This is a genomic window from Bacillus marinisedimentorum (genome assembly GCF_001644195.2).
Lineage (GTDB): Bacteria > Bacillota > Bacilli > Bacillales > Bacillaceae_O > Bacillus_BL > Bacillus_BL marinisedimentorum.
On the sequence record NZ_LWBL02000040.1, the window covers coordinates 101,908 to 128,316 of the forward strand.

23 protein-coding genes are annotated in these 26,409 nt (G+C 47.8%); 15 read left to right on the forward strand and 8 right to left on the reverse strand.

Annotated elements, in window-relative coordinates; all coding sequences use genetic code 11:
* Positions 1 to 158: 158 nt before the first annotated feature.
* Positions 159 to 1,181, forward strand: coding sequence for a serine hydrolase domain-containing protein (locus tag A4U59_RS11940; RefSeq protein ID WP_281183662.1), 1,023 nt, complete (start codon positions 159 to 161; stop codon positions 1,179 to 1,181).
* 135 nt (positions 1,182 to 1,316) lie between these two features.
* Here the strand turns inward: A4U59_RS11940 and A4U59_RS11945 are convergent, their stop codons facing one another.
* Positions 1,317 to 2,480 (reverse strand): pyridoxal-phosphate-dependent aminotransferase family protein, encoded by a 1,164-nt coding sequence (locus A4U59_RS11945; protein WP_066173945.1) that lies wholly within the window; start codon positions 2,478 to 2,480, stop codon positions 1,317 to 1,319.
* A gap of 290 nt (positions 2,481 to 2,770) precedes the next feature.
* On the opposite strand from A4U59_RS11945, the gene A4U59_RS11950 reads away from it, so the two are divergent.
* On the forward strand, positions 2,771 to 3,199 hold the full coding sequence (locus A4U59_RS11950; protein WP_066173818.1) for a general stress protein: 429 nt from the start codon (positions 2,771 to 2,773) through the stop codon (positions 3,197 to 3,199).
* A gap of 19 nt (positions 3,200 to 3,218) precedes the next feature.
* Positions 3,219 to 3,659 (forward strand): YsnF/AvaK domain-containing protein, encoded by a 441-nt coding sequence (locus tag A4U59_RS11955; protein ID WP_066173821.1) that lies wholly within the window; start codon positions 3,219 to 3,221, stop codon positions 3,657 to 3,659.
* A gap of 61 nt (positions 3,660 to 3,720) precedes the next feature.
* Here the strand turns inward: A4U59_RS11955 and A4U59_RS22395 are convergent, their stop codons facing one another.
* From A4U59_RS22395 to A4U59_RS11970, 3 genes are all read right to left on the reverse strand, one after another.
* Entirely contained in the window at positions 3,721 to 5,166 is a 1,446-nt protein-coding gene (locus tag A4U59_RS22395) for a polysaccharide deacetylase family protein (RefSeq protein WP_066173825.1), read from the reverse strand.
* Between the two features lie 775 nt (positions 5,167 to 5,941).
* Positions 5,942 to 7,147 (reverse strand): NAD(P)/FAD-dependent oxidoreductase, encoded by a 1,206-nt coding sequence (locus tag A4U59_RS11965; RefSeq protein ID WP_066173828.1) that lies wholly within the window; start codon positions 7,145 to 7,147, stop codon positions 5,942 to 5,944.
* A 119-nt stretch (positions 7,148 to 7,266) separates the two neighbouring features.
* Positions 7,267 to 9,225 (reverse strand): LTA synthase family protein, encoded by a 1,959-nt coding sequence (locus tag A4U59_RS11970; protein ID WP_066173831.1) that lies wholly within the window; start codon positions 9,223 to 9,225, stop codon positions 7,267 to 7,269.
* A gap of 451 nt (positions 9,226 to 9,676) precedes the next feature.
* Between A4U59_RS11970 and A4U59_RS11975 the strand changes: the two genes are divergently transcribed.
* The 5 genes from A4U59_RS11975 (at position 9,677) to A4U59_RS11995 (ending at position 13,922) form a co-directional block, all read left to right on the forward strand.
* Entirely contained in the window at positions 9,677 to 10,573 is an 897-nt protein-coding gene (locus A4U59_RS11975) for a putative selenate ABC transporter substrate-binding protein (protein ID WP_066173834.1), read from the forward strand.
* A 67-nt stretch (positions 10,574 to 10,640) separates the two neighbouring features.
* Entirely contained in the window at positions 10,641 to 11,393 is a 753-nt protein-coding gene (locus A4U59_RS11980; RefSeq protein ID WP_066173836.1) for a phosphonate ABC transporter ATP-binding protein, read from the forward strand.
* Position 11,394: 1 nt separating this feature from the next.
* Positions 11,395 to 12,189: a PhnE/PtxC family ABC transporter permease gene (locus A4U59_RS22245; protein ID WP_083270815.1), complete on the forward strand. Its 795-nt coding sequence runs from the start codon at positions 11,395 to 11,397 to the stop codon at positions 12,187 to 12,189.
* A complete protein-coding gene (locus A4U59_RS22250) occupies positions 12,183 to 13,040 on the forward strand; it encodes a PhnE/PtxC family ABC transporter permease (RefSeq protein WP_066173838.1) in 858 nt (285 codons plus the stop codon). Before A4U59_RS22245 ends, A4U59_RS22250 begins: the two co-directional genes overlap by 7 nt.
* Positions 13,041 to 13,055: 15 nt before the next feature.
* Complete coding sequence (locus tag A4U59_RS11995) at positions 13,056 to 13,922, forward strand: selenium metabolism-associated LysR family transcriptional regulator (protein WP_066173841.1); 867 nt, start codon at positions 13,056 to 13,058, stop codon at positions 13,920 to 13,922.
* A gap of 55 nt (positions 13,923 to 13,977) precedes the next feature.
* Here A4U59_RS11995 and A4U59_RS12000 read toward each other — a convergent pair whose 3' ends face one another.
* On the reverse strand, positions 13,978 to 14,355 hold the full coding sequence (locus A4U59_RS12000; protein ID WP_066173844.1) for a hypothetical protein: 378 nt from the start codon (positions 14,353 to 14,355) through the stop codon (positions 13,978 to 13,980).
* The gene (gene cypC / locus A4U59_RS12005) at positions 14,352 to 15,605 is read right to left on the reverse strand and encodes a CYP152 family fatty-acid peroxygenase CypC (protein ID WP_066173847.1); all 1,254 of its coding nucleotides are present in this window, start codon (positions 15,603 to 15,605) and stop codon (positions 14,352 to 14,354) included. Before cypC ends, A4U59_RS12000 begins: the two co-directional genes overlap by 4 nt.
* 155 nt (positions 15,606 to 15,760) lie before the next feature.
* Between cypC and A4U59_RS12010 the strand changes: the two genes are divergently transcribed.
* Complete coding sequence (locus tag A4U59_RS12010; RefSeq protein WP_066173850.1) at positions 15,761 to 16,456, forward strand: DUF421 domain-containing protein; 696 nt, start codon at positions 15,761 to 15,763, stop codon at positions 16,454 to 16,456.
* Positions 16,457 to 17,048: 592 nt separating this feature from the next.
* A complete protein-coding gene (locus tag A4U59_RS12015) occupies positions 17,049 to 18,443 on the forward strand; it encodes a hypothetical protein (RefSeq protein WP_066173852.1) in 1,395 nt (464 codons plus the stop codon).
* Positions 18,444 to 19,356: 913 nt separating this feature from the next.
* On the opposite strand, the gene A4U59_RS12020 is transcribed toward A4U59_RS12015, so the two are convergent.
* Both A4U59_RS12020 and A4U59_RS12025 read right to left on the reverse strand, forming a co-directional pair.
* Positions 19,357 to 20,049 (reverse strand): TerC family protein, encoded by a 693-nt coding sequence (locus A4U59_RS12020; protein WP_066173854.1) that lies wholly within the window; start codon positions 20,047 to 20,049, stop codon positions 19,357 to 19,359.
* Positions 20,050 to 20,465: 416 nt separating this feature from the next.
* A complete protein-coding gene (locus tag A4U59_RS12025) occupies positions 20,466 to 20,801 on the reverse strand; it encodes a hypothetical protein (RefSeq protein ID WP_066173856.1) in 336 nt (111 codons plus the stop codon).
* Between the two features lie 308 nt (positions 20,802 to 21,109).
* On the opposite strand from A4U59_RS12025, the gene A4U59_RS12030 reads away from it, so the two are divergent.
* From A4U59_RS12030 to A4U59_RS12050, 5 genes are all read left to right on the forward strand, one after another.
* On the forward strand, positions 21,110 to 21,439 hold the full coding sequence (locus A4U59_RS12030; RefSeq protein WP_066173949.1) for a 2Fe-2S iron-sulfur cluster-binding protein: 330 nt from the start codon (positions 21,110 to 21,112) through the stop codon (positions 21,437 to 21,439).
* A 74-nt stretch (positions 21,440 to 21,513) separates the two neighbouring features.
* A complete protein-coding gene (locus A4U59_RS12035; protein ID WP_066173861.1) occupies positions 21,514 to 22,281 on the forward strand; it encodes a creatininase family protein in 768 nt (255 codons plus the stop codon).
* A 96-nt stretch (positions 22,282 to 22,377) separates the two neighbouring features.
* Positions 22,378 to 23,841, forward strand: coding sequence for a hypothetical protein (locus A4U59_RS12040; RefSeq protein ID WP_066173864.1), 1,464 nt, complete (start codon positions 22,378 to 22,380; stop codon positions 23,839 to 23,841).
* Positions 23,842 to 24,107: 266 nt separating this feature from the next.
* On the forward strand, positions 24,108 to 24,836 hold the full coding sequence (locus A4U59_RS12045) for an iron-containing redox enzyme family protein (RefSeq protein WP_066173868.1): 729 nt from the start codon (positions 24,108 to 24,110) through the stop codon (positions 24,834 to 24,836).
* A 103-nt stretch (positions 24,837 to 24,939) separates the two neighbouring features.
* The gene (locus A4U59_RS12050; protein WP_066173871.1) at positions 24,940 to 26,403 is read left to right on the forward strand and encodes an aldehyde dehydrogenase family protein; all 1,464 of its coding nucleotides are present in this window, start codon (positions 24,940 to 24,942) and stop codon (positions 26,401 to 26,403) included.
* Positions 26,404 to 26,409: the final 6 nt, after the last annotated feature.

Genomic DNA, 26,409 nt, shown 5'->3' on the forward strand with positions numbered 1-26,409 from the left:
GGGGAATCTCCAGGGCCCCGGTCAGGCAGCTCATGACACCGGCAAGTACTTCGACAAATACCGACAGGTGACAGGCACCCCTCGAAATGTATGGAGGAAACGAAAAGGGTTTCTTGAATTTTATATAGGATGATGTAAAGAGGAAAGAGGCGGGGAAGTTGGAAGATGAGACATTAAAGCAATCAATAGAAAAAGTTATGGATGAGGAAATGTTTTCGGGAGCAGTAATGATAAACAAGGGCAGCCGGACCTTGTTTACGTCTGCAGCCGGTTTTGCCAACCGGGCGGATCAGCTTCCGAATACCGTCGACACGCGATTCGGTATCGCGTCCGGATGCAAACTGTTTACTGCCATTGCGGTTTGCCAGCTTGCTGAACAGGGGAAGATATTACTTGATGACAGGCTTAAAGACTGTCTTGATATTGAATTTTCCGGGTTTGATGAAAACATTACCGTCCATCATCTGCTGACCCACAGTGCAGGGATACCTGATTATTTTGATGAGGCGGTAATGGATGACTTTGAAGATCTCTGGAAACTGACGCCTATGTATCTTTTAAGGACGTTAGAGGACTTTCTGCCTTTATTTCGGGACGGGCAAATGATGTTTCGGCCGGGGGAGAAATTTCACTACAATAATGCAGGATATATTTTGCTGGGGCTGATCATCGAACAGCAATCCGGGCTTTCTTTTCAGGAATATGTAGAAAGGGAAATCTTTAAGCCATGCGGGATGGATCGGTCCGGCTATTTTGCGCTTGACCAGCTTCCTGGGAGTACGGCATATGGTTATCTTGATATGGAGGATGGGTCATACAAAACTAATATATATTCGATTCCAGCCACGGGAGGAGCAGACGGGGGTGCATTTGTGACGGCGCCGGACATGGTGAAATTGTGGGACGGTTTACTTGGTCATAAGCTTTTAAGCGAAGAATATACCCGTTTACTGATGACTCCGCATATCCACGTGAAAAAGGGAGTTTCTTATGGGTATGGAATGTGGATTAATGACCGTGACGGTTCTATTTATAAGTATCACGTTATGGGCTATGACCCGGGCGTGAGCTTCCACTCTGCCTATTACCCTGATGCGGATGCGAGGATAACAGCCGTATCTAACTTGAGCTCAGGTGCGTTTGCTGTGATGAAGGCGGCGGAAGAGGCAATGTTCTTGTAGGTGCCTGCCCCCCGGTCCAGGAAAACAGTAACATACCGGGGGGCAGGCGCCTTCTAGGGCAAAAAAATGCCTGTCTCCGATGATTCCGGAGGACAGGCATCTTTTCGGCAAATAACGACAAGTGACAGGCACCTGTCAAGCTTTGAAGAAAGAGCCGTTCAACATTTCCACAGCATCGCCGATATTGGCAGGATGCCCCATTTCAATCAGTGTTTCGCCGATCAAAACGACTGCTTTTTCAAGCATGTCTTCGGTGACATTTCCCATGTGGCCGATTCGGAATGCTTTGCCGGCGAGATGGGCAAGTGCGCCTGCGACGATCAGTCCTTTTTCGGCCAGAGCGGCACGGAATGCAGCATCATCGACTCCTTCCGGGTAGAGGATGCAGCTCAATGTTGCGGCAGCGGCTTCCTCGTCTGCAATAGCTTTCATGCCATATACGGAAAGGGCTGACCGGATTCCTTTTCCGAGGGCCTCATGGCGTGTGATGCGTTTTTCCATGCCTTCCTCCATGACGAGCCTCATTCCTTCATTATATGCATAGATCAGGTTCACCGGCGGGGTGGCGAAGTATTTTTGCGGGTCATGCATGATCGGAATCCAGTTGTAAATGTCGGAATAATAACCGGGCACATGTCCGATCTTTTCGCGGGCAGCGAGCGCCGATTGGTTAAAGGCGACGATGGCAAGGCCAGGCGGAACACCGATCGCTTTCTGGGCGCCGGTCAGCACGACATCAATTTTGGCGTTTTCATCGCCATATGTCTTGCTCATGTCTTCTTCCATCGCGGCTGTTGCACATACACCATCGACAATGACGAGCGCCCCGTGTTTTTTGATGACTGGCACCAGTGCATCAAGATCGGCGGCTACGCCTGTTGAGGTGTCGGCATGCGTGATTGTGACTGCCTTGAAATCTCTGGAGGCGAGTTTTTCATCGACCAGTGCCGGATCCACCTGCTTTCCCCATTCAGATTGAAGCATGTCGACATTATAGCCGAATGCTTCTCCCAGCTTAATGAAGCGGTCTCCGAAAAAACCATGGCTGATGACCAGGATGTCCGCCCCGGATGGCACAGTATTGATCAGCGCCATTTCCATTGCGAGTGTCCCTGATCCGGAAATGACAAATACTTCCCCGTCTGTCTTGAACATGGCCTTTGTCTTCTCAAGAGCGCTCCGGTAAATGTCTGCGAACCTGGCATCGGTATGGCTTCTGGTTTCCTGCGCAAGGGCATCATAAATGGAATCGACAACAGGTGTCGGTCCCGGTATAAGCAGCATTTCTTTATTGCGCAACTCTTCCATCCTCCTTATTAATAACGTAATAGAACACATTCTATGTTTATTATACAGAAAAATCTAGCTATTCTGTTCTGGCCTTTTGTAGACTTTTTAACAATAAATAGGTTTGTCCGATGTCTGCAGTAAAGGGTTTTGCCATGCTGGGGCAGTCAGAGAGCAGCGCCCGGCAACCAACGGTAACGTTTTTCCTATTTTTGGTTTTAACAGTTTTACTCATCAAATGCCTGGGAAACGCCGTATTACAACAAAATAAAAATCCCAAATCTACAAGGAGGCATCTAGAGATGGAAAACAGACATGTAATTGGGGTTTATGAGTCCTCAGAAGAAGTGATTAACAAATTTGAAAATAATAATCGCCAAAACCAGGATTCCGCTGGCTTCTCAGTCATCGGTGAAGATAAAAATGAAGTCGAGCGTGTATCTGACGAACTTGGTGTTGATATGGAGCCGCTTAATAGTGATGAAAACAAGCAGGGCGGCGGATTTCTGGACAAAATCACTTCCGCACTAAAAGGTGAACATGAAGCACCCGTAGAAGATACCCTCATGGAAATGGGTGTTCCGGAAGACGAAGCACAAGAATATGCACCTGAACTCGAACAGGGCAAGATGCTTGTTGTAGGTGACCCGGAACTGGCGGCAAATGAAGGTGCAGATGTCACCGCAGGCACACCTCCAGCAACTGGAACAGGTACTGAGTTGAACAGTTGAAGATGAACGTGACATCCAATTGCGTGAAGAACAGCTCGACCTCAATAAACGAGAGGCGGAAGCCGGCGATGTCGAAATCGAAAAAGAAGTCGTGGAGGATACTGAAACGGTGAACGTGCCGGTTTCACGTGAAGAAGTTTATGTGAAAAAACGTCCTGTCCATGACGAGGAGACAGCAGAAGTGAACGCAAACTCCCTGAAAGAGGACGAAGAATACCACATACCGGTAATGAAAGAAGATGTCGAGGTCCGGAAAAAGCCGGTCGTTTCCGATGAAGTTGTTGTCGGTAAACGGGAGGTGGAAAATGAGGAGCAAGTCAGGGAAGACGTGAAACATGAGGAACTTCATGTAAAAGGTGAAGGAAACCTGGATGTCGATGAGGACAAGAACGTTTTCAATGACTCGGTGAACAGCAAGTACGACGACAACTCAATGAACAGCAGATATGACAAGCAATAAGCCTAAGTGCTGAACGGTGTCTGTCCCCGGCGCATCAAAGCGCCGGGGGACAGGCACCGTTTTAGTTTCTAACCTCGGTCACAGTCACAATCTTATACCCTTTCGCCTTCAAAACCGGAATCACACGGTCGACTGCTTCAGGCGTGTTGATGCCGCCGATATGCATAAGCACTATATCCCCGTTGCTGGCATTGGCAGTAATTCGGGAGACGAGATAATCCACTGACGGCTGTTTCCAGTCGAGTGTATCGAGTGACCACTGGATACTGTATGGGTAGCCGGCCTGGCCTACAGCTTTCAAGGCGGTGGTATTATAGGCTCCATATGGGAAGCGGAAATAAGGGCGCGGACTTTTGCCGGTTGCAAGAACAATCGCTCTTTCCGCTCTTGCCATCTCCTGGAGGATCGCATCGTAGCTGATAGCTGTAAAGTCAGGATGGGAATACGAATGGGCAGCGATTTCATGGCCGTCCGCCGCAATCCGTTTCGCATAAGACGGAAATTTTTCTGCCCATTTTCCGGTTAAAAAGAAGGTCGACTTGACATTATGCTTTTTCAAGACATCCAGGATGCGGATTCCAGCTGCGTCACTGCCGGCATCAAATGTGAAGGCGATTTCCTTTTGCTGCAGGCTGCCGTGGATGATCAATATGGATGGTGAAGCAGCCGGCGGAGCAGGGGGCGGTGCCGGCGGCGGGACTGCATCAATACCGTAAATTTTCAGTGCCTGGCCGACATAAATCGTATCCGTCGAAAGACTGTTCCACGTTTTGAGCTGGTCGACAGTGACATCCGCGCGCTGGGCGATAGACCATAGCGTGTCGCCGCTAACTACTTTATAGAGTACATAGCTGTCATCAGGTACATTGATATCATCATCTGCTGCCGGCGGGTCTGGTTTATCACTGTCATCGCCGCCTGCCGGAGGTTCCGGTTCGCCTGTGTCGTCATCTTTAGACGGGGGTTCCGGCTCATCACTATCATCCTCTGCGGGAGGCTCAACCGATTCATCATCGTTTTTTTGTTCTTCCTCGATTGCGGCCGCCTTCAACTCTTCTTCGTACGCTGCCGCATCATGGAGAGTCGCGAAGCTTTTTATATCCGTCACTTTTTCGTTATCCATCGTGATGACGATAAATCCGTCAGCAGCTTCATAAATGATGCCTTCACTTCCGTTTTCCAGCATGAATTCCCTGGCCAGCTCCAGGTTAAATCCGGTTATTGCGGTTTCGTATTCTGTGAGGGGCATGCCGGCAGTAATGACGGAAGTCACTTCTTCGATGGCAGATGCCTTGATTTCACCGCCATTATTAGCATCCCCTGAGACAGGTTCAGGTTCTTGTGCAGAATCTCCGAAGTAGCTGATGCCTGCAAGTGTAATCGCAATAACCGTCCCGACAGCAGCAAGCGAAAAGGCAAGGGCAGACCACTTCTTACCGTTGACTTTGCCGAAAATGCCTGCGACCAAAAGCAACCCTACAACCGCAACTCCGATGAGCACTGCCATTTTTGAGCCCTCCTCATTGATAAGAACGGGTGACCGGAAAAGGCAACAAGTGATTTTGGGATGCAGTTACACGATACCTATATCAGGACTCTAACTATCCCTATTATACCATATGGACCAGGATAATAGATTGATATAACAGGGAGCCTGGCCGGCTGAATCCTCTTTGTATGAAGCCGGGGAATGGCATTTTTCGGACGGTTAATTAAACGTTTGATTAACTGGCATCTTCAGGGTAAATAGTCCTGATGGCAAGTGTTGCCGAAAATACTAATTCCGTTAAAGGGTGCTTTAGTGGAATAGTCCTATAAAAATGAAACGCTCCAAGCTAATTTCACTTGGAGCGTTTTTCGGCACTAGTTATGTTGGGTTTCACCTTGCCAATTTGGTTGGTAAAAACGAATGGGATTTTACGTTGTATTTGTAATGCTGCACCTTAAAACCGAGCCAGTTAGTGTGGAGAAGGCGTGTTTTTACGGATTGCAGCTATTTGTTTATAATCTCTGACACGGTCACAAATTTGTATCCCTTTGCCCGCAGCTGGTCAATGATTTGCGGCAGGGCTTCGATTGTTCCGTCCAGATGGCCTGGGACACGGAAATTATGCTGCAGGACGATGCCGCCCGGCGAAGCATTAAGGTGAACCCTTTTAAGGATTGGAGTAATTATAGATTCTTAGAAGGAGGTATATCAATATTAAAATAATGGAAAAAAGGTTCCTGCCCGGCGCATTAACGCACCGGGGCAGGAACCGCCAACGCGCCATCATTCGGCGCTATTCAAACCGATCCAGCCGGACAATATCCTGGGCCGGGTGGTAGTTGTATAAAAGCATGTCGCGGATGATCGTTGCGCCAAGCATGCTGTAGAGCGCTCCGTTTCCGCCGAATCCGAGGAGGAAATAAGCATTTTTGTAATCGGGATGCGGTCCGATTAACGGCCGGCCGTCAAGTGTTTTTGCAAATACAGCGTTATATTCATAATCAACTTCAAAATTCATCTGAGGAAAGAGGTCTTGCGTCAGTTTGATCAGCTGCTCGGTTTTCTTTTTGATTTTTCGTACCGAACTGACGGGATGAGAGATCCTTTCATCAAGTCCGCCCATGATAAGCCTATGGTCGTCACTCAGCCTGATATATCGGTAAGGCCTGCTCGTTTCCCATATGTGGCAGTTTTGATACCAGAGGTCCGATTTGCTCAGCGGTTTTGTGACGAACACATGAGTTTGAGTGAGGTAAAATTTCTTTGTTTTGATGAAATCCAGTGTTTCATAGCCGGTGGCAAAAACCACTTTCCGGCATTTGATTCTGCCGCCGCTCGTTTCAAACACTTGACTTGCATCCCCAAGTTCATAGCTGGTCACGCGGGTATTTTCATATACCTTGATGCCATTGCCGGCGGCTGCATCAACTAAAGCATGATTGTATTTGAACGGGTCGAACTTTGCCGCATTCAGCGAATAGATTCCGGCTGGTTTGCTGAGGGGGAACTTGCTCTCGATTTCCTCCCGATCCATGTATGTCACAGGGAAGCCGTGTTTGACTAAAAGGTCGAAATCCGCTTTCAGCTGTTTCACATCCGTTTTTGTACTGGCAAAGTACATGCTGTTCCGGCGCTCAAATCCTGTGTCGGTTTTCACCGCCGATGCAAGCCTGTACATTTCATCGACAGCTTGCAGGCATAATTTGTAAAAGTAGACTGCTTTCTCCTCACCTAATTCTTTGATCATTGTGGAAAGCATTTTATCAGAAATAAATTGCAGGGACCCGGTGTTTGCCCCTGTCACTCCGGAGGCGATTTCTCCTTTTTCCACCAGTACCGCATCAACGCCATACTCTGAGAGCAAGTAAGCACACATCGATCCGGACAGGCCGCCTCCGATAATTAAAACATCACATTCAATGTCGTCATTAAGGGGTTTATAGCGCTTATGTCCCGAACTCACTGCCGGCCAGTATAAATCACCGTTATAAAGATCCATCACGACAGTCCTTTCTTCTGATACGAGTTACTTTTATTTTCCGCCAATATTCGTTAATTATGTAAAAGAGGTGCCGGCCCCGGCTGCATTACTTCCTTAGCAGGCGGGGCGGGCACCTCTTAACGTAAAACCTTCCGATAATAATCCGTATCCAAAATCCTGGCGGCATAATAGAACTTGCTGTCGGCGACTGCCGACATCCGTTTGATGTATGCTTCGCCGGCAGCACTGCCTTTGTTCGGCGTGAATTTGCCGGTCAGTGAGTTATAGCGGCCTCTGTCTGTAATGAAGCTTTTATTCTCAAAAAGGACGAGCGGTTCAGCATCGGAAAGGATATCCGTCCCCATCAGAAGCCTGGAATCATATTCCAATCCCAGCAGGTTTGAAAGGGTCGGGATGATATCGATGCTTGAGGCCGGTTTGTCGATCGTGACAGGCTCCATCCCTTTCGCGTACAGGATGAACGGGCTTTTATACAGCTCGAAGTTTCGTTCTACACGGCGGCCGGCCATTTCATCGATCACGTTATCTTCAAGCCCGTACGGAAAATGATCGGCGCTTAAGGCGATGAGCGTCTTATCGGCGACTCCCGCTTCTTCAAGCATTTCGTTCAAGCGCTTCAGGGCCCGATCCAGTTCGACCTGGGTTGCGATATAGGCTCTGCCGGCCTCCGAATAAGGAAGAGACTGTACATGCTTCCTGTTTTTCCAGGCGATGAAATTGCCGGTGAATGAGTATTGCATGTGTCCGCTTACGGTCATGTAATAGGCATGGAACGGCTGATTGCCAATATATTCAGGAACCGTTTTTTCAATCATTTCCAGGTCTGATTCCGGCCAGGTCTTTTTCATATCAAGCCCGTTGCCGACGGCTTTATAGTCATAGCCCATGTTCGGATGTGATATATGTCTTTTGTAATAGGAGTACGTATGGTTGTGATAGGCATTCGTTTGATAGCCAAGCTTCTTCAGCTGGTTCCCCATCACAAAAGGTAAATGGTTGTCTCCCGATTTGTAAAAACTCCATACGCCTTTTTTAGGAATGAGCCCCGTGCATGCGGCATATTCACCGTCTGTCGTGCTCACACCCCAGATGGGATTGTAGAAATTTGTGAAACGGAAGCCTTCATTGACCATTTTATAGAGGGTCGGCGTGACGTCTTCCCGGACGGCATAAGGCGAAAAAGCTTCCGCCGTAATGAAGATGAGATTGTAGCCTTCGAATTTTCCCGTATACTCATTTTTGGCGGTTGGCGGGACGTTTTTAAAATACTTGTGCATCTTTATTAGCTGCGGGTCGTTTTCAGCATCAATAAGCTTGTCGAAGTCGATATCCATCACGTTGTATTCCCGAGCAGGTTCCCCGGACTCTGCCTTTCCTGAAGCCGTGTCTGGCAGCGGTGACCATATTTGGTCAGGCGAAGCTTTAAGTGCAGGAGACCAGCCGGTGAGAAGACGCTGTAAATCTAGCCTCATTGTTGTGACCATACCCAGTTTATTTGCGGATTGTGCAGGATTGCTGTTTTCGAAATACAGGTCATAAGCGGAAAGCTGTTCCCGTCCGCCCCCGTAAACAGCCAGCACACCTGCCGCATGGGCAAACACCATAAACGAAATCAGTGCCGCTCTGTTTATCCCGGCGATTTTTGTGAACGGCAGGTAATTCCGCCCTGCGGTAATGAGAAAAAGGACAGGAAGGAAAATCAGCAATATCCAAAGGCTATTTTTAAGTGAAAATGTTAGTGCATCCTTCCAAAATTCTGCCGCCTGGCCGGCATTTTTAGCGGAGTAAAGTGTATAAAACGTCCGGAACAGTTTAAAGTAGATCAGTTGTGAAGTGAAAATAAAAGCGGTCAGCCCAAGGAGTGCGGCCGATAATATCCGGTTGAAGGGTGCCTTCCTTGAAAAGCTGGCAAGCAAGTAAAAGAAGGAGCCGGCAGTAACGGAAAAAAGCAGAACAATCAGTAAGTGCCGGCCATTAAACGCCTGGCCGGAAGCAATTCTGAAAATAAGCTCCATATAGACAATGGACGAGATAAAAAGTGCAAGCAAATATGATTGCTTTCCCGTTTTCTTCATAACCAGACCATCCTTTTTTTCGTATAAGAGTCTAAATTGGCAGCAAGGAAGTATATCGACGCAGCGGCCAATTTTTAAAATATAAATAAGGGCAGCGATGCCTCTGTGTTCGCATAAAGGATCGCCAATCGGCGAGTTTTCATTAACTTATTCCTATGTACGGGCCGAGGCTTGTATTCATGTGTGCATGTGTGCTTCTGAATAGGATAAGAGAAAATACAGCAAGTTATTTAGTTTCTGATAGTATTCTCCTATTTATAAGTCGATTCCTGTAGACATTCCGTTACACTTTGTCCTGCTCCTTCAGGGGAGAATTCTGACACTGCGTTATTCTGTCCAATATTTTTGAAATCAACAAATCATAATTTCTTATTAACAGTATAAGAAAATATGATATCATGACACTTACATAATGATTTATAAAAATCAACGCTTTCAGGGGGTACTTATAATGAAGAAAATAGCAGCTGTCATTACTATGCTGATACTGGGAATGCTTGCCGGATGCGGCAGCGATAGTGAGGAAGCTGGCGGTGAATCAGGCTCCGGCGGCAGTGATGAATCCGTTTTTAAAATCGGTGCGATCCCCGATCAGGATGTTTCAGATTTGAATAGGAGGTTCGAAGAGTTCGCGGATTACCTTGCAGAGGAAACCGGACTTGATGTCGAATATGTGCCGTCGCAGGATTATGCTGCGCTTGTCACAGCATTCAAACGCGGTGAAGTCCAGCTTGGATGGTTCGGAGGATTGACAGGTGTCCAGGCGCGCAATGCCGTGCCGGAAGCGGAGGCCATTGCACAGCGGCCATCTGATGAAGAGTTCCATTCCGTTTTTATCACCCAAAAAGACTCTGGCATCAATTCGCTTGAAGACATGGAGGGCAAGCGTTTCACTTTCGGCAGCGAGAGCTCTACATCGGGCCATTTGATGCCTCGCCATTTTCTGAATGAGGCAGGGATTCAGCCGGATGAAGATTTTGACGGCGACGTAAATTATTCGGGTTCACATGATAAGACGTGGAAATTGGTTGAGTCCGGCGCTTATCAGGCAGGCGTCCTGAATGAAAAAGTTTGGGAAAGCGCAGTCGAGGAAGATAAGGTGGACCTTGAAAAAGTTGAAGCCATTCATACAACACCAGCTTATTACGATTATAATTGGACGATCAACAATGTTGATGAAACGTTCGGTGAAGGAACAAAGGAAAAAGTGAAAGAGGCCCTTCTATCCATGGGGGAAGAACAGGGTGATATTCTCGAATTGTTCCAAACCGATTCCTTTATTGAAACAAAGAACGAAAATTACAAAGACATTGAAAAAGTGGCGAAAAAGGTTGGAATCCTTAAGTAGCAATTGATGCCTGACCCTGTCACTCATACAGAGGGGGCCGGGTGTCTTCGCAGGAAGGTGAATTCTTATGCGGCAAGGCAGCGCTTATTCGGTAGATGGGATTGAAAAACGATATAATGGAACGAGAGTAATCGGCCCGCTGTCTTTTGAAATCCGGCAGGGAGAATCGGTTGCGCTGATCGGGCCAAGCGGTGCAGGCAAGACGACCCTGTTGAATATTTTATCGGGAATTATTACACCTGATGACGGAGTGATAGAACTGGGCGGTGCGGCGCTGTCTTCTTACCGGTATGGCGGGGAGCTGGCCCGGAAAACCGGGATGATGAGGCAGCAGTTCGATCTGGTCGGCCCGCTGCCGGTGCTGCACAATGTGCTTGCCGGCAGGCTCGGGAAATGGAGTTTTTCCAAATCGCTGTTTTCGTTACTGTTTCCGCAGGACCGGAAGCTCGCTGAAGAAGCGCTGCACCGTGTCGGTCTCTCGGGCCGCGGCCATGAGAAAACGTCCGGCCTGTCAGGCGGTGAGCAGCAGCGGGTTGCGCTGGCCCGCCTGCTTGTGCAGAACCCTGAAGTCATCCTTGCCGATGAGCCGGTGTCTTCACTGGATCCGGCCCGTTCGGAAAGCGTGCTTCGACTGCTGACGGCGCTTGCGTCGGAGCGGAATCAGACGCTGATTGCAAGCCTCCATTCGGTTGAACTCGCCCGGAAATATTTCAAGCGGGTTATCGCAATGAAAGACGGTGTCATCCAATTCGATCTCCAGGCAGGGGATGTCAGAGTTGCCGACCTGGAACACCTGTATGCACTTGCGGAGGGCAAATAGGATGGGTCAGATGTTTTACTTTCATAAACGCGGGCTGCTGACGGCTTTATTGGCACTTGTGTTCATCGCCAGCCTGTTTTCGGTGAACTGGGGGCCTGACCTTATCCATAACGGCGGCATCACAACGATGGTTCAGCTGGCAGAAGGGATGGTGAAGCCTGCTCTTTCGTCTGAAATCCTTATGCTCGGTCTTGCTGCTTCATGGAAAACGCTTGCTTATGCAGCAACTGGAATGACACTGGCACTCGTACTCGGATTGGTTTTCGGCGTGCTTGCATCAGGTGTCTTGTTTCGGAAGGGACGTTTGCGGCGGGCGGCCAAAACGATATTCCGCGGACTCCTCGGTTTCATGCGGGCAATCCATGAACTGGTATGGGCGTGGCTGTTCGTTGCGGCCATCGGCCTGAGCCCGCTTGCTGCTGTTTTTGCCATCGGAATCCCGTATGGCGGGATTCTGGGACGGATTTTTGCAGACATGCTGAATGATGTGCCTGATGAACCGGTCAACTCCCTGAAAATGAGCGGGGCATCAAGCCTGCAGCGGCTTTTGTACGGCTATTTTCCACTGGCGGCACCTGATATGGTGAGCTATGCATTTTACCGGTTCGAGTGCGCGGTTCGGTCTTCGGCGATTATGAGTTTCATCGGCCTGGGCGGTCTCGGGTTTCAAATCGAGCTGTCGCTCCATGATTTAAAGTACGATGAAGTGTGGACATTTCTGTATTTCCTGATCGCCCTGGTCATCCTCGTTGACGCCTGGAGCAGGCTTGTCAGAGGGAGGCTGGCGCTATGGTGACAAGATTTTTCCAAAAGGCGGCTGCCCGGCTTCCGGTCATCAAACTGTCGCTGTTCCTGGCCGCGGTTCTGGCCGCCGCTTCGTGGCTTTTTTTGTTTACATCCGAAGGGGCTGATCTCCCTGCCCTTTATTCCGGGCAAAACGTCCAGCATACGATGGATTTCCTGACAGAACTGGCAGGTATTGAGCAGGAAAACCCGGCGTTTTTGTCAGCTGAAAGCTGGAAGCATGCACTCTCGCTTACATTTGATACGCTTATCATGAGTATTATGGCAATCGGGTTTGCCGTCATTGTCGTGGTGTTGACCGTTATCCCTGCTGTAAAAACATCGTCAGCAGGATTTCTGTCAATCTCGAAAAAGGGATATGGCTTATTTCTGTTTTGGGCTGTACGGCTTTTTTATGTTTTTTCAAGAGCGGTTCCGGAACTGCTCTGGGCCATGTTGATTATCTTCATTTTGATGCCGGGCATCCTGCCGGGTGCCATCGCCCTGGCGATCCACAACCTTGGCATTCTCGGAAAGCTCTGTGCGGAAGTGATTGAAGATATGGACGGCCGTCCGCTCCAGGCCCTGGAAATGTCCGGTGCTTCAAAAGCACAGCTACTGATATACGGCGTCATTCCGCTTGTCTTCCCCAAATTTATCACGTACATCCTGTACAGATGGGAAGTCATTGTCCGCACAACCGTAATTGTCGGGTTCGTCGGCGCCGGGGGGCTTGGCCGGGAATTCAAACTGAGCATGAGCTGGTTTCATTATACGGAAGTGGCCCTTTACTTAATCTGCTATGTCGGCCTTGTCTTTCTGGCCGATCTCATTTCGGAAGGTTTGCGGAAAGCTGCCGAGTAAAAGGAGGGAACATGGATGAATCTAAATCATTTGAATGCTTTCGTGCAAGTTTCCGATACACAGAGTTTTAAAGAGGCGGCCCGGATTCTGGCGGTCTCCCAGCCTGCTGTAACCCAGCGGATCCAGCTGCTGGAAAAGCATTTCGGTATGAATCTTCTCCATAAGGACTCTTCCGGGATCAGGCTGACCCGGGAAGGTAAGCTTTTATATAAACAGAGCAACAAAATCCTTGCCCTCTGGCGAGAAACGGAAGATATGATTCTCGGGCCGGAGCCCACGGGGGAGCTATTGGTTGGAGCAAGCACCATTCCTTCCCAATACCTGCTTCCTGAAATGGTAAAGGAAAGCCGGCTAAAGTTTCCGGACATGCGGATCCGGGCGAAAGTGGCGGGGAGCCGCACTGTTTATTCATGGCTTCTTGAGAGAAAAATAGATATTGCCCTCACCGGTGAAACAGATGAATCCGATCGCGTCCATTCAAGGCGGGTTTTCACCGATAACCTTCAGTTGATTGCATCTAAAGACTGTCCGCCGGTGTTCGATTCGATAAGTGATGCAATGAAATGTGACTGGGTGCTCCGTGAAAAAGATTCCGGAACCCGCCGTTCGTTCGAAGAGGCACTCCGTGCAAAAGGAATTTCCCCTGAAGCTTTGCCGATTGTGGCGGAGATGGGCAGCACGGAAGCTGTCATCGCATCGGTTGAAGCAGGAATGGGTGTATCGGTCGTTTCATCGCTGGCGGCAAAGAGGGCTGCGGAACACAGAAATATCCGGATTATTGACATAGAGGATTTTACTGTCACACGTCCGTTCTACCTTTCCTGTCTTGCTGATGCTGTTGGAAGCCCGGCCGTTTCGGCTTTCTTTTCACTGATGAAATAAGTAAACGCCTGACCTGCTGTGTGCAGATGTCAGGCGTTTTTTTACAAAGGCTCTGTTAAATGCGGCTGTCGATATCCGCTGAATCGTCCATGAAGATGTGTATTGGCCCGATTAGAGGAGCAAAACCGAATAACTTGTCCTTAAAAAACCGCTTCGTCAATGGGCAAAAATAACATCGGTACAGGTGAATCTCTGCTTGAGCGCCCGTGCCGAGATGAGATTCACCGCTTGCTCCGCGAAAAAGGATTGGAAAATCATTATAAAAAAAGATAAATCCGCAAAGTTGAAAAACACCGTTATTAAGGTTGGATAAACTGAGAGTGCGGCAGAAATGCGTCATTCTCAGCTGTAACAAACTGCCCATTTTAAAAAAACAAAAACCGGCCCCTTTCTGGCGAAAATCCAGATTGGGGCCGGTTTCAGCTGCTATCATTCTCTTCCTTTAATATTCACCATCACGACGCCGCTTTCCGGTACACTCGGCATTCTCGTCAGACTGTAGCCGAGGTTCTGAATGGGTTCCGGAACATCATAATCGATGTCGTCCTGAAGAAATTTCATTGTCGCTTTCATGACTGCAAGCGTTGCCGATTCTCCCGGACAGCGGTGGCCTTTGTCAGCATCACCGCCGCCCTGTGGAATCAAATCGAAAAGGCCGCCGTTCCAATCATGGAATCGTTCTGGACGGAATTCATCAGGATCTTCCCAGAGCCGCGGATCATGGTTCGTTCCGTATATATCAAGCAATACAAGCGTCCCTTTTTCAAAGTGGTGGCCTTTCCAGGAAAACTCGCTGCGGACACGGGCTCCAAGAACGGGGACAAATGGGAAAAAGCGCCGGATTTCCTGGACAAACATCTCCAGAAAGTCATCATCCCCTGCCTGGAGTTTGGTGCGGTATTGCGGAAGCCGATGAAGTGCCAGCGCTCCGAACGCTATGTAGATCGAAACGGCGACAGTCGGCCTGATGACATTAATAAGCTCAACAGCTGCAATTTGAGTATCAAGCAGATTGCCCTTCATATCCCGGTGGAAAGCCATTTTATAAGCAGCTGAATCTTTTGGGATCCTCAGTTTTCCGGTGCGGATATCCTCAATGACTCCTTTAATCCATTTTTCACCTCTATTTCGGGCCCTGCGGCCGCGCCAGTGTCTCGGACCGACAGCACCGAAGGCGTCCACCATGTACCAGAAGTCATCAGCGCGCTGTTTCACTTCGGATTTTTTTAATGGAACGCCGGCCCATAGGCATGCTGCTTCACATAGTACCTGCTTTGCTTCTTCAAAGAGTACGACCTGTCCGGCCTTCTCCCAGTCGCTGACCCGCGCTTTCCACTGGTCCATCGTCAAATCGCCCAGGAGTTGCATCCGTTCTGGCGTCATAAGGGACATAAATAACTGTTTGCGATGTTCATGCGCTTCTCCGTCCAATCCCTGGACCGCATTTTCGCCGAACAATGATTTTTGGATTCTTTTTGGAAGCGCCCCTTTCCGCTGAAAAAGGGTTTCGTTATAAAACATGCTTGCGGCTTCTTCCCCGCCGATGCAAACGACTTTTTGCCCGAGCAGGCGTGTTGCAAAGATATCCGACTGAAAGCGGCGCATTCTGTTCGGGATGAACTGATAACCTTCCATCAACAGGGCGGCACTGCTGTCCAGCGTTTTTTCGTGCGGTATGCCCATAAAACGATTCTCCTTTCATGTTTGCTCCGTCCCTTTCATGATTCCCTGCGTTTTAAAACGAAAAACAAAATAATATAAAAGGGACTGTCCGTTTTTTGTTTCAGTGAATAAGACCGCTTTTCCGGTAAAAAGCTAATTAAAAAGGAGGGCGCGAAATGGGAGTCACAGAATTGTTTGTACGGATAGCAATCGCTTTTACTGCTTTACTCGCTATGGCGAGGATTGCAGGGAGAAAAGAAATCAGCCAGATGACATTCTTCAATTTCGTGTCTGCTATTACATTCGGTACGATTGCCGGCTCGATTGTTACCTCCAATGCATTCAGCATCCGAAACGGATTGATTGCATTAGCGGGGTGGACAGCGTTCACACTGGTGTTCAGCTTTCTTGATATAAAATGGGGACCGTTCCGCAAAGTTGTAGAAGGAAGTCCGCAGATTGTGATCAAAAAAGGAAAAATCATGGAAGATACATTACGGAAAACTCAACTTGATGTTGACGCTTTGAATGTACTGCTCCGTAAAAAGAATATTTTCTCCATTTCCGATGTGGACTATGCCATTTTCGAAATAGACGGAACACTTTCTGTGATGAAAAAACAAGATAAACAGCCGCTTACTGCTCGTGATATGCAAATAAGGCAGACTCCGAATGCTTATCCAATCGGAACCGAAATCATCTCCGACGGTGTCGTCAACCACCGTAACCTGACACATTACAATCTCGACACAGAATGGCTTGAAAGCGAACTGAAGAAATTGGGCGTCGCATCGGCTGGTGATGTATTTTATGCGGAGTTGCTGCAGGATGGCTCATTGTATATTGATGAGCGGGTCGATGAACTCCATTGAAACAGCGGATGAACGGCATTAGCAAACGGAGAGAAGATTAAGACAGCCTTCTTCAGCATAAGAAGCTTTTTTATGATGGGCATTCTTAGGAGCCAGAAACGAAAGAGCCGTGCGACTTCCTTTCTAATTTACTATCTGCAATAACATAGCTAAAAAAAATCCGCTGCCAAAAGGCAGCGGATCAAAAATGGGTGTTGTCAATTAAACGTTACAACAAAGGCATTTGACTAAAACTTAAGGGTCCGTCTCAGTCTGGCCAGTTTGCGGCTTGCCTTATCCTCCAGTTTTCTGGAGCCAAAGAAGAAGTTGAACATGTTATCGCCTCCTGATAACTATGATTTGATATTTTCATTATAGAGGATATTTGGGTGCAAATCAATAAAATTGTATACAATATCCCATATATTTTATAAAAAACAGGATTATAATTGCAAAATATACACATTTGGTATACCATATCAATTACCAATAACATTCCAGCTGTGGTTATTCAGTGGCGATTCCGCTGAAAGACATCGGTCAGATGGCTTTTGCAGACAGGCTGCGATAGAATAGTATTAATTTCTGAATTTATTGAAAACGTGGTGATGGTATGGTAAGACCGCTCTTTATTTTTGCAATCTTTACTTATGTTATAACGGTTGTTTTTCCGCAAATCGACCTTGGGCTGCCGCTGGCAGCCGCCAGCTTGCTTATCGTCGCCTCCACATTTTTTTCGGTCGGCAGATTTGTCCAGGTGACAGGCGGGATCTTTCTTGCTCTTGGAATAATGATGCTGGCATCAAGCGGTGCGGGTCCTGCTGATTATTTGTTCTCGTTCGGGCCGATGCTTAATTTGCTCACCTTGTTTGCGATGGTGCCGATTCTGGCGCTTCCGATCAGGCTCGGCAACTACGGGGATGCAATTCAATCAGTTATCCAGAAGAAAGTGAACTCTTCTGGGCGGCTTTACATGATGACATCAGGCCTGTCGTATTTCTTCAGCATCTTTATGAATCTTGCGACATTGCCAATGACGTATTATTCAATCCAGCCGGTCACAAAAAGTTTCAACCTTGCAGACCAGGAACGGTTTATGAGCCGTGCGATCACCCATGGGTTTGCAATGCCGTTGATGTGGGCGCCCGTTACGCCGATCGTCGGAATCGTTATTGAGATGACAGGAGTGAGCTGGGGAGCGATACTGCCGTATATTCTGCCCCTGAGCATTGCCGGGCTTCTGCTGGACTGGTATCTCGGCAGGCGTGCAGCCATTAAGAATAATGATGGACAAGCATACAGCAATACGGCAGCGGAGGAGCTGGCTGCCGCACGTGAGCAGTCTGCCGGAGCAAGTCCACGGCCGCGCCGGCTTTTGCATGTGCTTGCTGCCATTCTCATTTTCAATGTACTGATTTCTATTTTTGAACAGCTTTTTCATTTCTCATTTATTATTTTAGTCGCACTTTTGGTCATTCCATTTGCGCTTACATGGTCGCTCTTGATCGGAAGGGGAGCAGAGTTCGGCCGGGGATTGAAGGAGCATACCCGCAATCATTTGCTGAAAATGAAGGAACAATTCTTTATATTCCTTGCAGCCGGCTTTTTCATCTCAGCAATCAAATTTTCCGGAACGGACCATTTGCTTAATGTGTGGATAACAGGTATCAGGGAAATGATCGGAATCCAGGTGTTCCTCGTGCTGCTGCCGCTCCTCCCGCTTGGCCTTGCATTCATCGGCCTTCATCCGGCAATTGCAGTGGCATTGATGGCAGAGGCGCTGGACCCGCAGGCACTTGGCATCTCGCCGTATATTCTGACCGTTTCAATTCTTGCCGGAGCGGTATCTGCATTCCTGATGGGGCCTTATAATGCAACAATTGGATTGATGTCGAGCATAGTCAAGACAAGTTCCTTTAAGGTGTCAAATTGGAATGGCGCATTCACGGCTCTGTTTCTGGGATCGGCGATGGTATATTTGACTGTGCTGCAGATGATGCAGCTTTAACTTCAACCTGTTAAATGATGGCGTTGCTTCAGCCTGCCTTAGTATTTGGAAAAACCGGTACCTGGCGTGGTGAGTAGTTCGGGGATTCATAAAACACTTTAAAATAACAGGCGGATTCCGCCTGTTATTTTTGTTGATCTGAAAGCTCAATCGAGGTTAAGCATATGAGGGTCTTAAACAGAATTTTGGGAGATGAAATAATAGCATTGGTCAAAACTTAACAGCAAGCTAGTGTGTCTGTGTGTTTTGTCAGTGAAATGCTCGAAAATAGTAGAGGGAGAGGAGATCCCAGAACACCAGCAGTTGTTATAGTCATGGCAAGAGGGGTTCCGTTCTTGTATAGCTAGGAATCCATCAATTATAGGCACGGGAGACAAGTATGCGTGCCTGTAAAGCTAGGAATCCATCATTATAGGTACGGGAGATAAGTTTGCGTGCCTATAAAGCAAGTCCTCCATCATCTATAGGCACAGGAGACAGATTGCCGTGCCTGTAAAGCGAGTCCTCCATCAATTATAGGCACGGGAGACAGGTTTGCGTGCCTGTAAAGCTAGGAATCCATCAATTATAGGCACGGAAGACAGGTTTGCGTGCCTGTAAAGCGAGTCCTCCATCAATTATAGGCACGGGAGACAGGTTTGCGTGCCTGTAAAGCGAGTCCTCCATCAATTATAGGCACGGGAGACAGGTTTGCGTGCTTATAAAGCAAGTCCCCCATCAATTATAGGCACGGGATACAGGTTTGCGTGCCTATAAGGCGAGTCCTCCATCAATTATAGGCACGGAAGACAGATTTGCGTGCCTATAAAGCGAGTCCTCCATCGATTATAGGCACGGAAGACAAGTTTCCGTCCCTGAAAATCATCAATCCAACTGATTAAGGCAGGTCGGAAGTGAGATGTGCGATGCTCCGTTACTCAGCGCCTTCCTTTGCTGCTGCAGCATATGCTTCACTCCTGGTGTTCTTCGCATAGCCTGCCAATAAGACTGCTGAGATGAGAAGTGTTATGATGCCCCACTTGGCAAGCAGCGGGAGGTGAAGCTGGCCATGCAGGAATGGATCTTCAAAAAGCATCTTGCCGGCAGTTAGGACAAGTACGCCTGCGCCGATATAGATGATCGATGGGAAGCGGGTCAGTAATTTAAGGATGAGCGTGCTGCCCCAGATGACGACTGGAATACTGATCAAGAGCCCGATGACGACAAGCAGGAAGCTGCCGTGGGCGGCACCTGCGACTGCAATCACGTTATCGATCCCCATGGCAGCATCTGCAATGATGATTGTTTTAATTGCGCCCCATAATGTCGTTTTTGCATTGACCTCTTTGTCATCCTGTTGTTCTGTCAACAGCTTGTATGCGATGAAAAGCAAAAAGAGGGCTCCGGCAATTAACAGGCCCGGAATTTTCAAGAGCCATACGACAAGTAATGTGGCGATTGACCTGATGACGACTGCGCCAATTGCTCCGAACATGATAACTTTCTTTTGCTGATGCTTAGGCAAGTTGCGGGCAGCGAGGCCGATTAAGAGCGCATTGTCGCCGGCAAGAATCAAGTCGATGGCAATGATGGAAGCAAGTGCGGTTAAAAATTCAACGGTATCCATTTTTATATTCCTCCAAATAAGAATTTCGGCCTGATCGGATGAAGAGGCCGATATGATTTTTTTCGGGAAAGGCTTTACTTTTGAAAAATAACAATGTCAGAAAATGCTGCAGGTGACAGGAAGGGAAGATAAGTAGTCTGCAATTAACAAGAATAGTCAACTTGCTTTCTACGGGCTCCTGCACAAAAAGCGAGTGATTTGAGCGGAAACCACTAACTGCTTCAAGAAAAAAAGAACCCTGCACAAAAGGGCAGGGTCAAAAGCGCAAAAAGGGATTTATTCGAAACTTGCCCGGAGGCAAAGGTCTCGCCAACAACATGCTTGCTGCCAGTAATGCCGGGGAAATGCGTCCCGTCATGACGACATTACTGTACCTGGCTACTCCCCTTTACGAGATATGAAGTTATTGGAAATGGTTAAACAGCCGCCTGTTCTGATTTCACAAGCCTGGTGAATTTGGAATCTTCGCCGCTGCCTGAAGCTTTGACCATTTCGTAGAGCTCTTCGCGGGCTTCTTCAATATTCGGGAATGCTTCGAAGAATTTCACCCGGATGTGGTTCACAAACTCTTTCCCTTCATATTTCTCATAAAGCTGGATTTTGGCATTTTCATCAATGATTTTGGCAATCGTGTACTTGGCCTTCAAATCTTCAAAAAAGTAAAAATGATAAGTTTCCACCGGTTCGAGCCCGGGATTATCCAGGATTGTCTGAAAGGTCGTCTTATTTGTAAGAACGATAAACTTGTCCATATTGTACCCACTCCTTTTAAAATTGGTTTGCTGATGGAATCCGGCCGGGTTCCACTAACGAGCAGCAATAGGCATATTGTATACCAAAACAGCGTTTGATTAATAGTTTAGCCGAAGACCTAACAATTATCAAGATTAAATTCTGAATTTTTATAAAAATCCAACACATTCCATGTAAACAACGTGCCAATAGTGAAAAAATGAAATGAAAGGGTTTACAAATGACGAATAGGGCGGTTATAATCATTTTAAGCAAAAAAAATTCAGAAAATTGTCATATTTTAAATCAACTGAAGGAAGGTGATGAGATGCCGTTAGTCCGATTGCATACCGGAAACAGCATCATTGAACAGCAGGTGAAAGATAGTGCGAATCTCGTTGTCCTTGCAGGAATCAAGCAATTCCCGGAGCTGAAGTACGGCTGCGGAATGGGCAAGTGCACTAAGTGTACATGCCAGGTTCTCGAAGGAGCCGATCAACTGGACCCGCCAAACTGGAAAGAAGAAAAGATGCTTGGTGATAACCTGGAAAAAGGGTACAGGCTGACATGCCAGTTGTATATCAAAGCAGACTTGGAGATTACTCAAGAAGGAATAGATCTTCAGAAGAAAAAGATTCAGGAAACGGTAAAGAGATAGTTTTTTTAATTTTATTAAGGTATACAATATGCCAAAACTTGGAGCAATGGACACGTCAAAGGAGTGTTTGCTGGATGAATGCTTACGTGCTGACGAAAATGACCTGGGAAGAAGTGAAGGATGCGCTTGAAACGGTAAAACTGGCGGTTATTCCGATTGGCGCTCACGAACAGCATGGGCCTCATATGGTTGAAAGCTGTGATGCAGTGCTTGCCGACCGAATGGGTGAAAAGCTGGGTGAAAAGCTGTTCCCGCACGTGTTAGTGACACCGACTGTAAATATGGGCGTCTCACCGCACCATCTTAATTTTCCAGGAACCATTTCACTGAAACCCGATACGCTGATTGCAGTATTGAGGGATATGGTCATGTCACTTCACCATCATGGGATCACAAGGTTTCTTTTTTTGAACGCCCATGGGGGCAATCAATCAACATTGAGTGTCGCAAGTACAATGTTTGCGGATGAACTGGATGTTGAAGTGTATGTAGCGAAGACGACGGCTTCTGCAAAAATGGCCGTCGCTGAGCATATAAAATCCCCTGTTTTCGGACACAGCTGTGAGCGGGAAGTATCCGAGGCCCTTTATCTGGCGCCTGAGCTGGTCCGTGCCGAGAAGTTGACGGAAGGGGAATTTGTCACTGAGGGGAGGTGGAAAAACCTGCGTCCGGGCAGCGTTTTACAGGGGTTTTACAAATACGAAGAAATGACATCAAACGGATGCATCGGCAATGGAACGCAGGGAAGCAGGGAAATCGGCGAAGAAATTGTAACTGAAGCACTTGAGAATATCGCCTCTGCTGTTGAAGAAATTTTAGATTTACATGTGCAAACCAATTAAAGAAAGGCCTCGTATCAAGGGGCCAAAAAATGGGTGAAAGTCTTTTAAAAAAAGAGAAAGTATGACGTTACAACTCCAAAGAAGAGGGTGATTGCTGTGGAATTAACTATTGCTCACTGGTTGTATGCGCTTGTCACATTGTTGGTCATCGTCACGATGTTATTTCGGCGGGGAGTAGTGCTTCCAACAATAGCGGGCACCTTTTTAGTCGCCTGGATATATAAAGGGTCATTTATCGGCGGGTTCCAGGCGGTATTTAACGCCAACCTCGTTGCGGCCCAGGAATTGTTCAGTATCTTCCTGATCATCACATTGATGGTGGCGCTCCTGAATTCGTTAAGTGATATCGGCGCCGATGCAAAAATGATCGCCCCGATACAGAAGGTTTTTAAAAACGGGCATATTGCATTTTTCATTCTGTTTGCAGTCACATATGTCATTTCCCTTTTCTTCTGGCCGACGCCTGCTGTACCGCTTATCGCAGCACTGCTCGTACCAGCTGCAGTGCGTGCAGGACTCCCGGCTATGGGAGCCGCCGTCACGATTGCGATCGCCGGACAGGGAATGGCGCTTTCATCGGATTACATCATGCAGATTGCCCCGATGCTGACAGCTTCTGCTGCCGGGCTCGAAACAGCCACAGTTGCAGATAAAGCCTTGCTCCTTTCATTTGTCACTGGAGGAGTGGCCCTTACGGTTGCATACGTAATGGTGCGCCAGACGATCACGAAGCCTGACAGTGAAGAATCAAAAATCCAGGTTAAAGCGCTCGAGGCGCTAAGCGGCAAGGGAGCTGTCCCCGCGGAAGTATCTGCCACCTCCGAATCGGCACAATATGAAGACAGGCGTGAAAAATGGGGAAAGATTTTTGCTGTTCTTGTCCCGTTGTCATTACTTGCCGTAATGATCTACATGTTCTCCACAAAACTTGGCGGTGAATCAATGACAGGTTTTGAAGGGGGAGATGGGGCCGCATTTATTGGCGGTGTAGCCACGATTCTATTTGTCCTCGCCTCCGTCGCATTCCGGCGCATGCACGCCCTTGAAAAAATCAGCGACCATATTACAGAAGGTTTTGTCTTTGCATTCAGGGCAATGGGTCCCGTTATTCCGATTGCTGGGTTTTTCTTTCTCGGCAGCTCCGATTTTACAGGATCGATATTGTCACTCGGAGAAGATGCCGCAGCACCGGCATTCCTGTTTGACCTTGTCCAATCGGCACAAAGTTTCATTCCGGAAAGTGCATTGCTGACTGCTTTCGGCATTCTTATCGTCGGCATCATCACTGGGCTTGACGGATCTGGATTTTCCGGTTTGCCGCTTGTTGGCGCACTCTCTGGTGCGATGTCCAATACAGCAGGGATCGAACCTGATACACTTGCAGCAATCGGGCAGATGGGTTCAATTTGGACAGGCGGCGGTACGCTGATTGCCTGGTCTTCACTTGTTGCGATCGCCGGATTGACCGGTGTGCCAGTGCTGGAACTTGCAAGGAAGAATTTTATTCCGGTTATTACAGGGCTTACCGCTGCAACGATATTTGCCGTCTTTTTCTTTTGATTTCCACTGTATCCACGTTTGAAAAGTTAAAATATTTAAAAAATTTGTTTACAAATTGAAAATGATAGGTTACGATTTAAACAACGGTATACCAATAAACAAAATTAATAGAGTTACAGATTCAAGCTATATCCGATCCTTAAAGGGTTCCAACAAGAAATCCAGCGAGATATAGTTTTTACTTTTAGCGCTTTTGGTATACAAAATTCAAAATACAAAATGTGGGTTTAGTTGTACAGGCCCAAACATTTGAGGAGGAGATTCATTTGGAAAGACTGCTTGGTAAAGATGAGTTTCGTAAAGAGCTGGAAGAAGCGATCAAGGGTAATCACAGCCAGAAGGCACCATTTACGGTAGCCTGGTCAGAAGGGAAACTTGAGCGGAAACATTTTGCGAAGTGGGCAGAAAACCATTACCACTATGTCGGACCTTTCGCAGACTATCTCGCTTACATTTACCATAACACCCCGGACCTGCCGAAGTATGAAGATGCAAAAGACTTTACGCTGCAAAATATGTATGAAGAAGAGATTGCAGCCGACCGCCATACAGACCTCTTGATCCGTTTTGCAGAAGCTTGCGGCACAACTCGTGAACGCGTTCAGAATCCAAACAACATGGCGGCGACAACAAGAGGACTTCAAAGCTGGTGCTATGCAGTAGCTGCCCGTGAACATTTCGTTGTTGCAACAGCAGCTCTTGTCGTCGGATTGGAATCACAGGTTCCGGATATTTACCGCAAACAGACGCCGGCACTCCGTGAACAATACAACTTCACAGATGAAGAAATCGAATTCTTCGATCTTCATATCGTATCTGATGAAATCCACGGCGAGCGCGGTTACAAAATTGTCCTTGAACATGCTGATACTCCTGAACTTCAGCAGCGCTGCCTTGAAGTAGTAAGGGTAGGAGCCCAGATGCGCCGCATGTATATGGACGGATTGTGGAGAGAGTATCTGGAAAAAGATCTCGGTGCACTTGTACAAGCATAACCTACCACACCTCCTATAGAAAAAAGAATGTGGCAGCTTTCCTGGCGGAGGCTGCCACTTCGTTGATAAACGTCCGAAATCATGAATGGAAAGGATGATTTGATTGCTAACAGCTAATGCACAAACATATAAAAATCTAATCGGGGGAACCTGGACGGAAACAGCCAGCTCGAAGACATTCACCAGCGTCAACCCTGCAGACAAAAATGATATCGTCGGCGTTTTTCAGGCATCCACAGAAGGCGATGTAAAAAAAGCCATCGATGCTGCGGAAGCGGCATTCCCATCCTGGGCGGCAACAGCCCCATCAAAGCGGGCCGCCATTTTAAATAAAGCAGCCGCCATTCTTGAAGAAAATGTCGATCAGCTTGCCGAAGAGCTGACGCGTGAAGAAGGGAAAATCATCGGGGCGGCCAGAGGAGAAGTGCTGCGTTCAGCGCAGACACTCCGTTTTTACGCAGTTGAAGGGCAAACATTTACCGGGGAAACCTATCCGAATGATGACCCGCAAATGAAGGTGTCTTCCGAGCGCGAACCTCTTGGCGTCATTACGGTCATCACGCCGTGGAATTTTCCGATCTCCATTCCGGCAAGGAAAATTGCACCAGCTTTGATTACAGGCAATACGGTTGTATTCAAGCCTTCATCAGAAACTCCGCTAATCGCATACCGTCTTGCGGAAGCACTTCATGAAGCAGGTATTCCGGAAGGTGTCCTGAACTTTGTGACCGGAAGCTCCCGTGACATCGGCGATACTCTTGTGGAACATCAGGCAGTGAGGGCTGTGACGTTCACTGGTTCCACTGGAGCAGGTGAACATATCCACAGTAAGGTGTCATTGACGACGCGCACGCAAATGGAACTCGGCGGGAAAAACCCGATCATTGTCATGGATGATGCGGATATCGACCTTGCCGTAAAGCTGACGGTGAACGGCGGCTACTCCCTGACCGGGCAAGCTTGTACAGGGACAAGCAGGGTTATCGTCATGAAGAGCGTTAAGGACAAATATGTGGAGGCCCTCAAGGAAAAAGCAAGCTCCCTGAAAATCGGCAGCGGATTTGAAGAAGGCGTCATAATCGGCCCGCTTGCCAACGAAAAACAGCTTAAGAATGTGTTGAACTATATATCCATCGGCATTGAAGAAGGCGCCGACCTCGTATTCGGCGGCAAGCATCTGACAGAAGGCGATTACGAGAAAGGCTATTATGTGGAGCCGGCCATTTTCACAAATGTAAAACCGGACATGACAATTGCACAGGAAGAAATTTTCGGGCCTGTCATCGCCGTCATCGAGGTAGAAAATTATGAAGAAGCGGTTGCTGTCGCCAACGATGTTGAATATGGCCTGTCATCGTCCATCGTAACCAACAACCTTGCCGTCGCCCAGCGGTTCACAAAAGACAGTCAGGCAGGAACAGTCAAGGTGAACAGGACGACAACCGGCAACCTGATCAATGCGCCGTTTGGCGGCATCAAAAAATCAAGCACATCAACATTCCGTGAATCAGGCCGGGCCGGTCTGGAATTTTTCACCCAGACTAAAACGGTATATATCGGATACTGACGGATT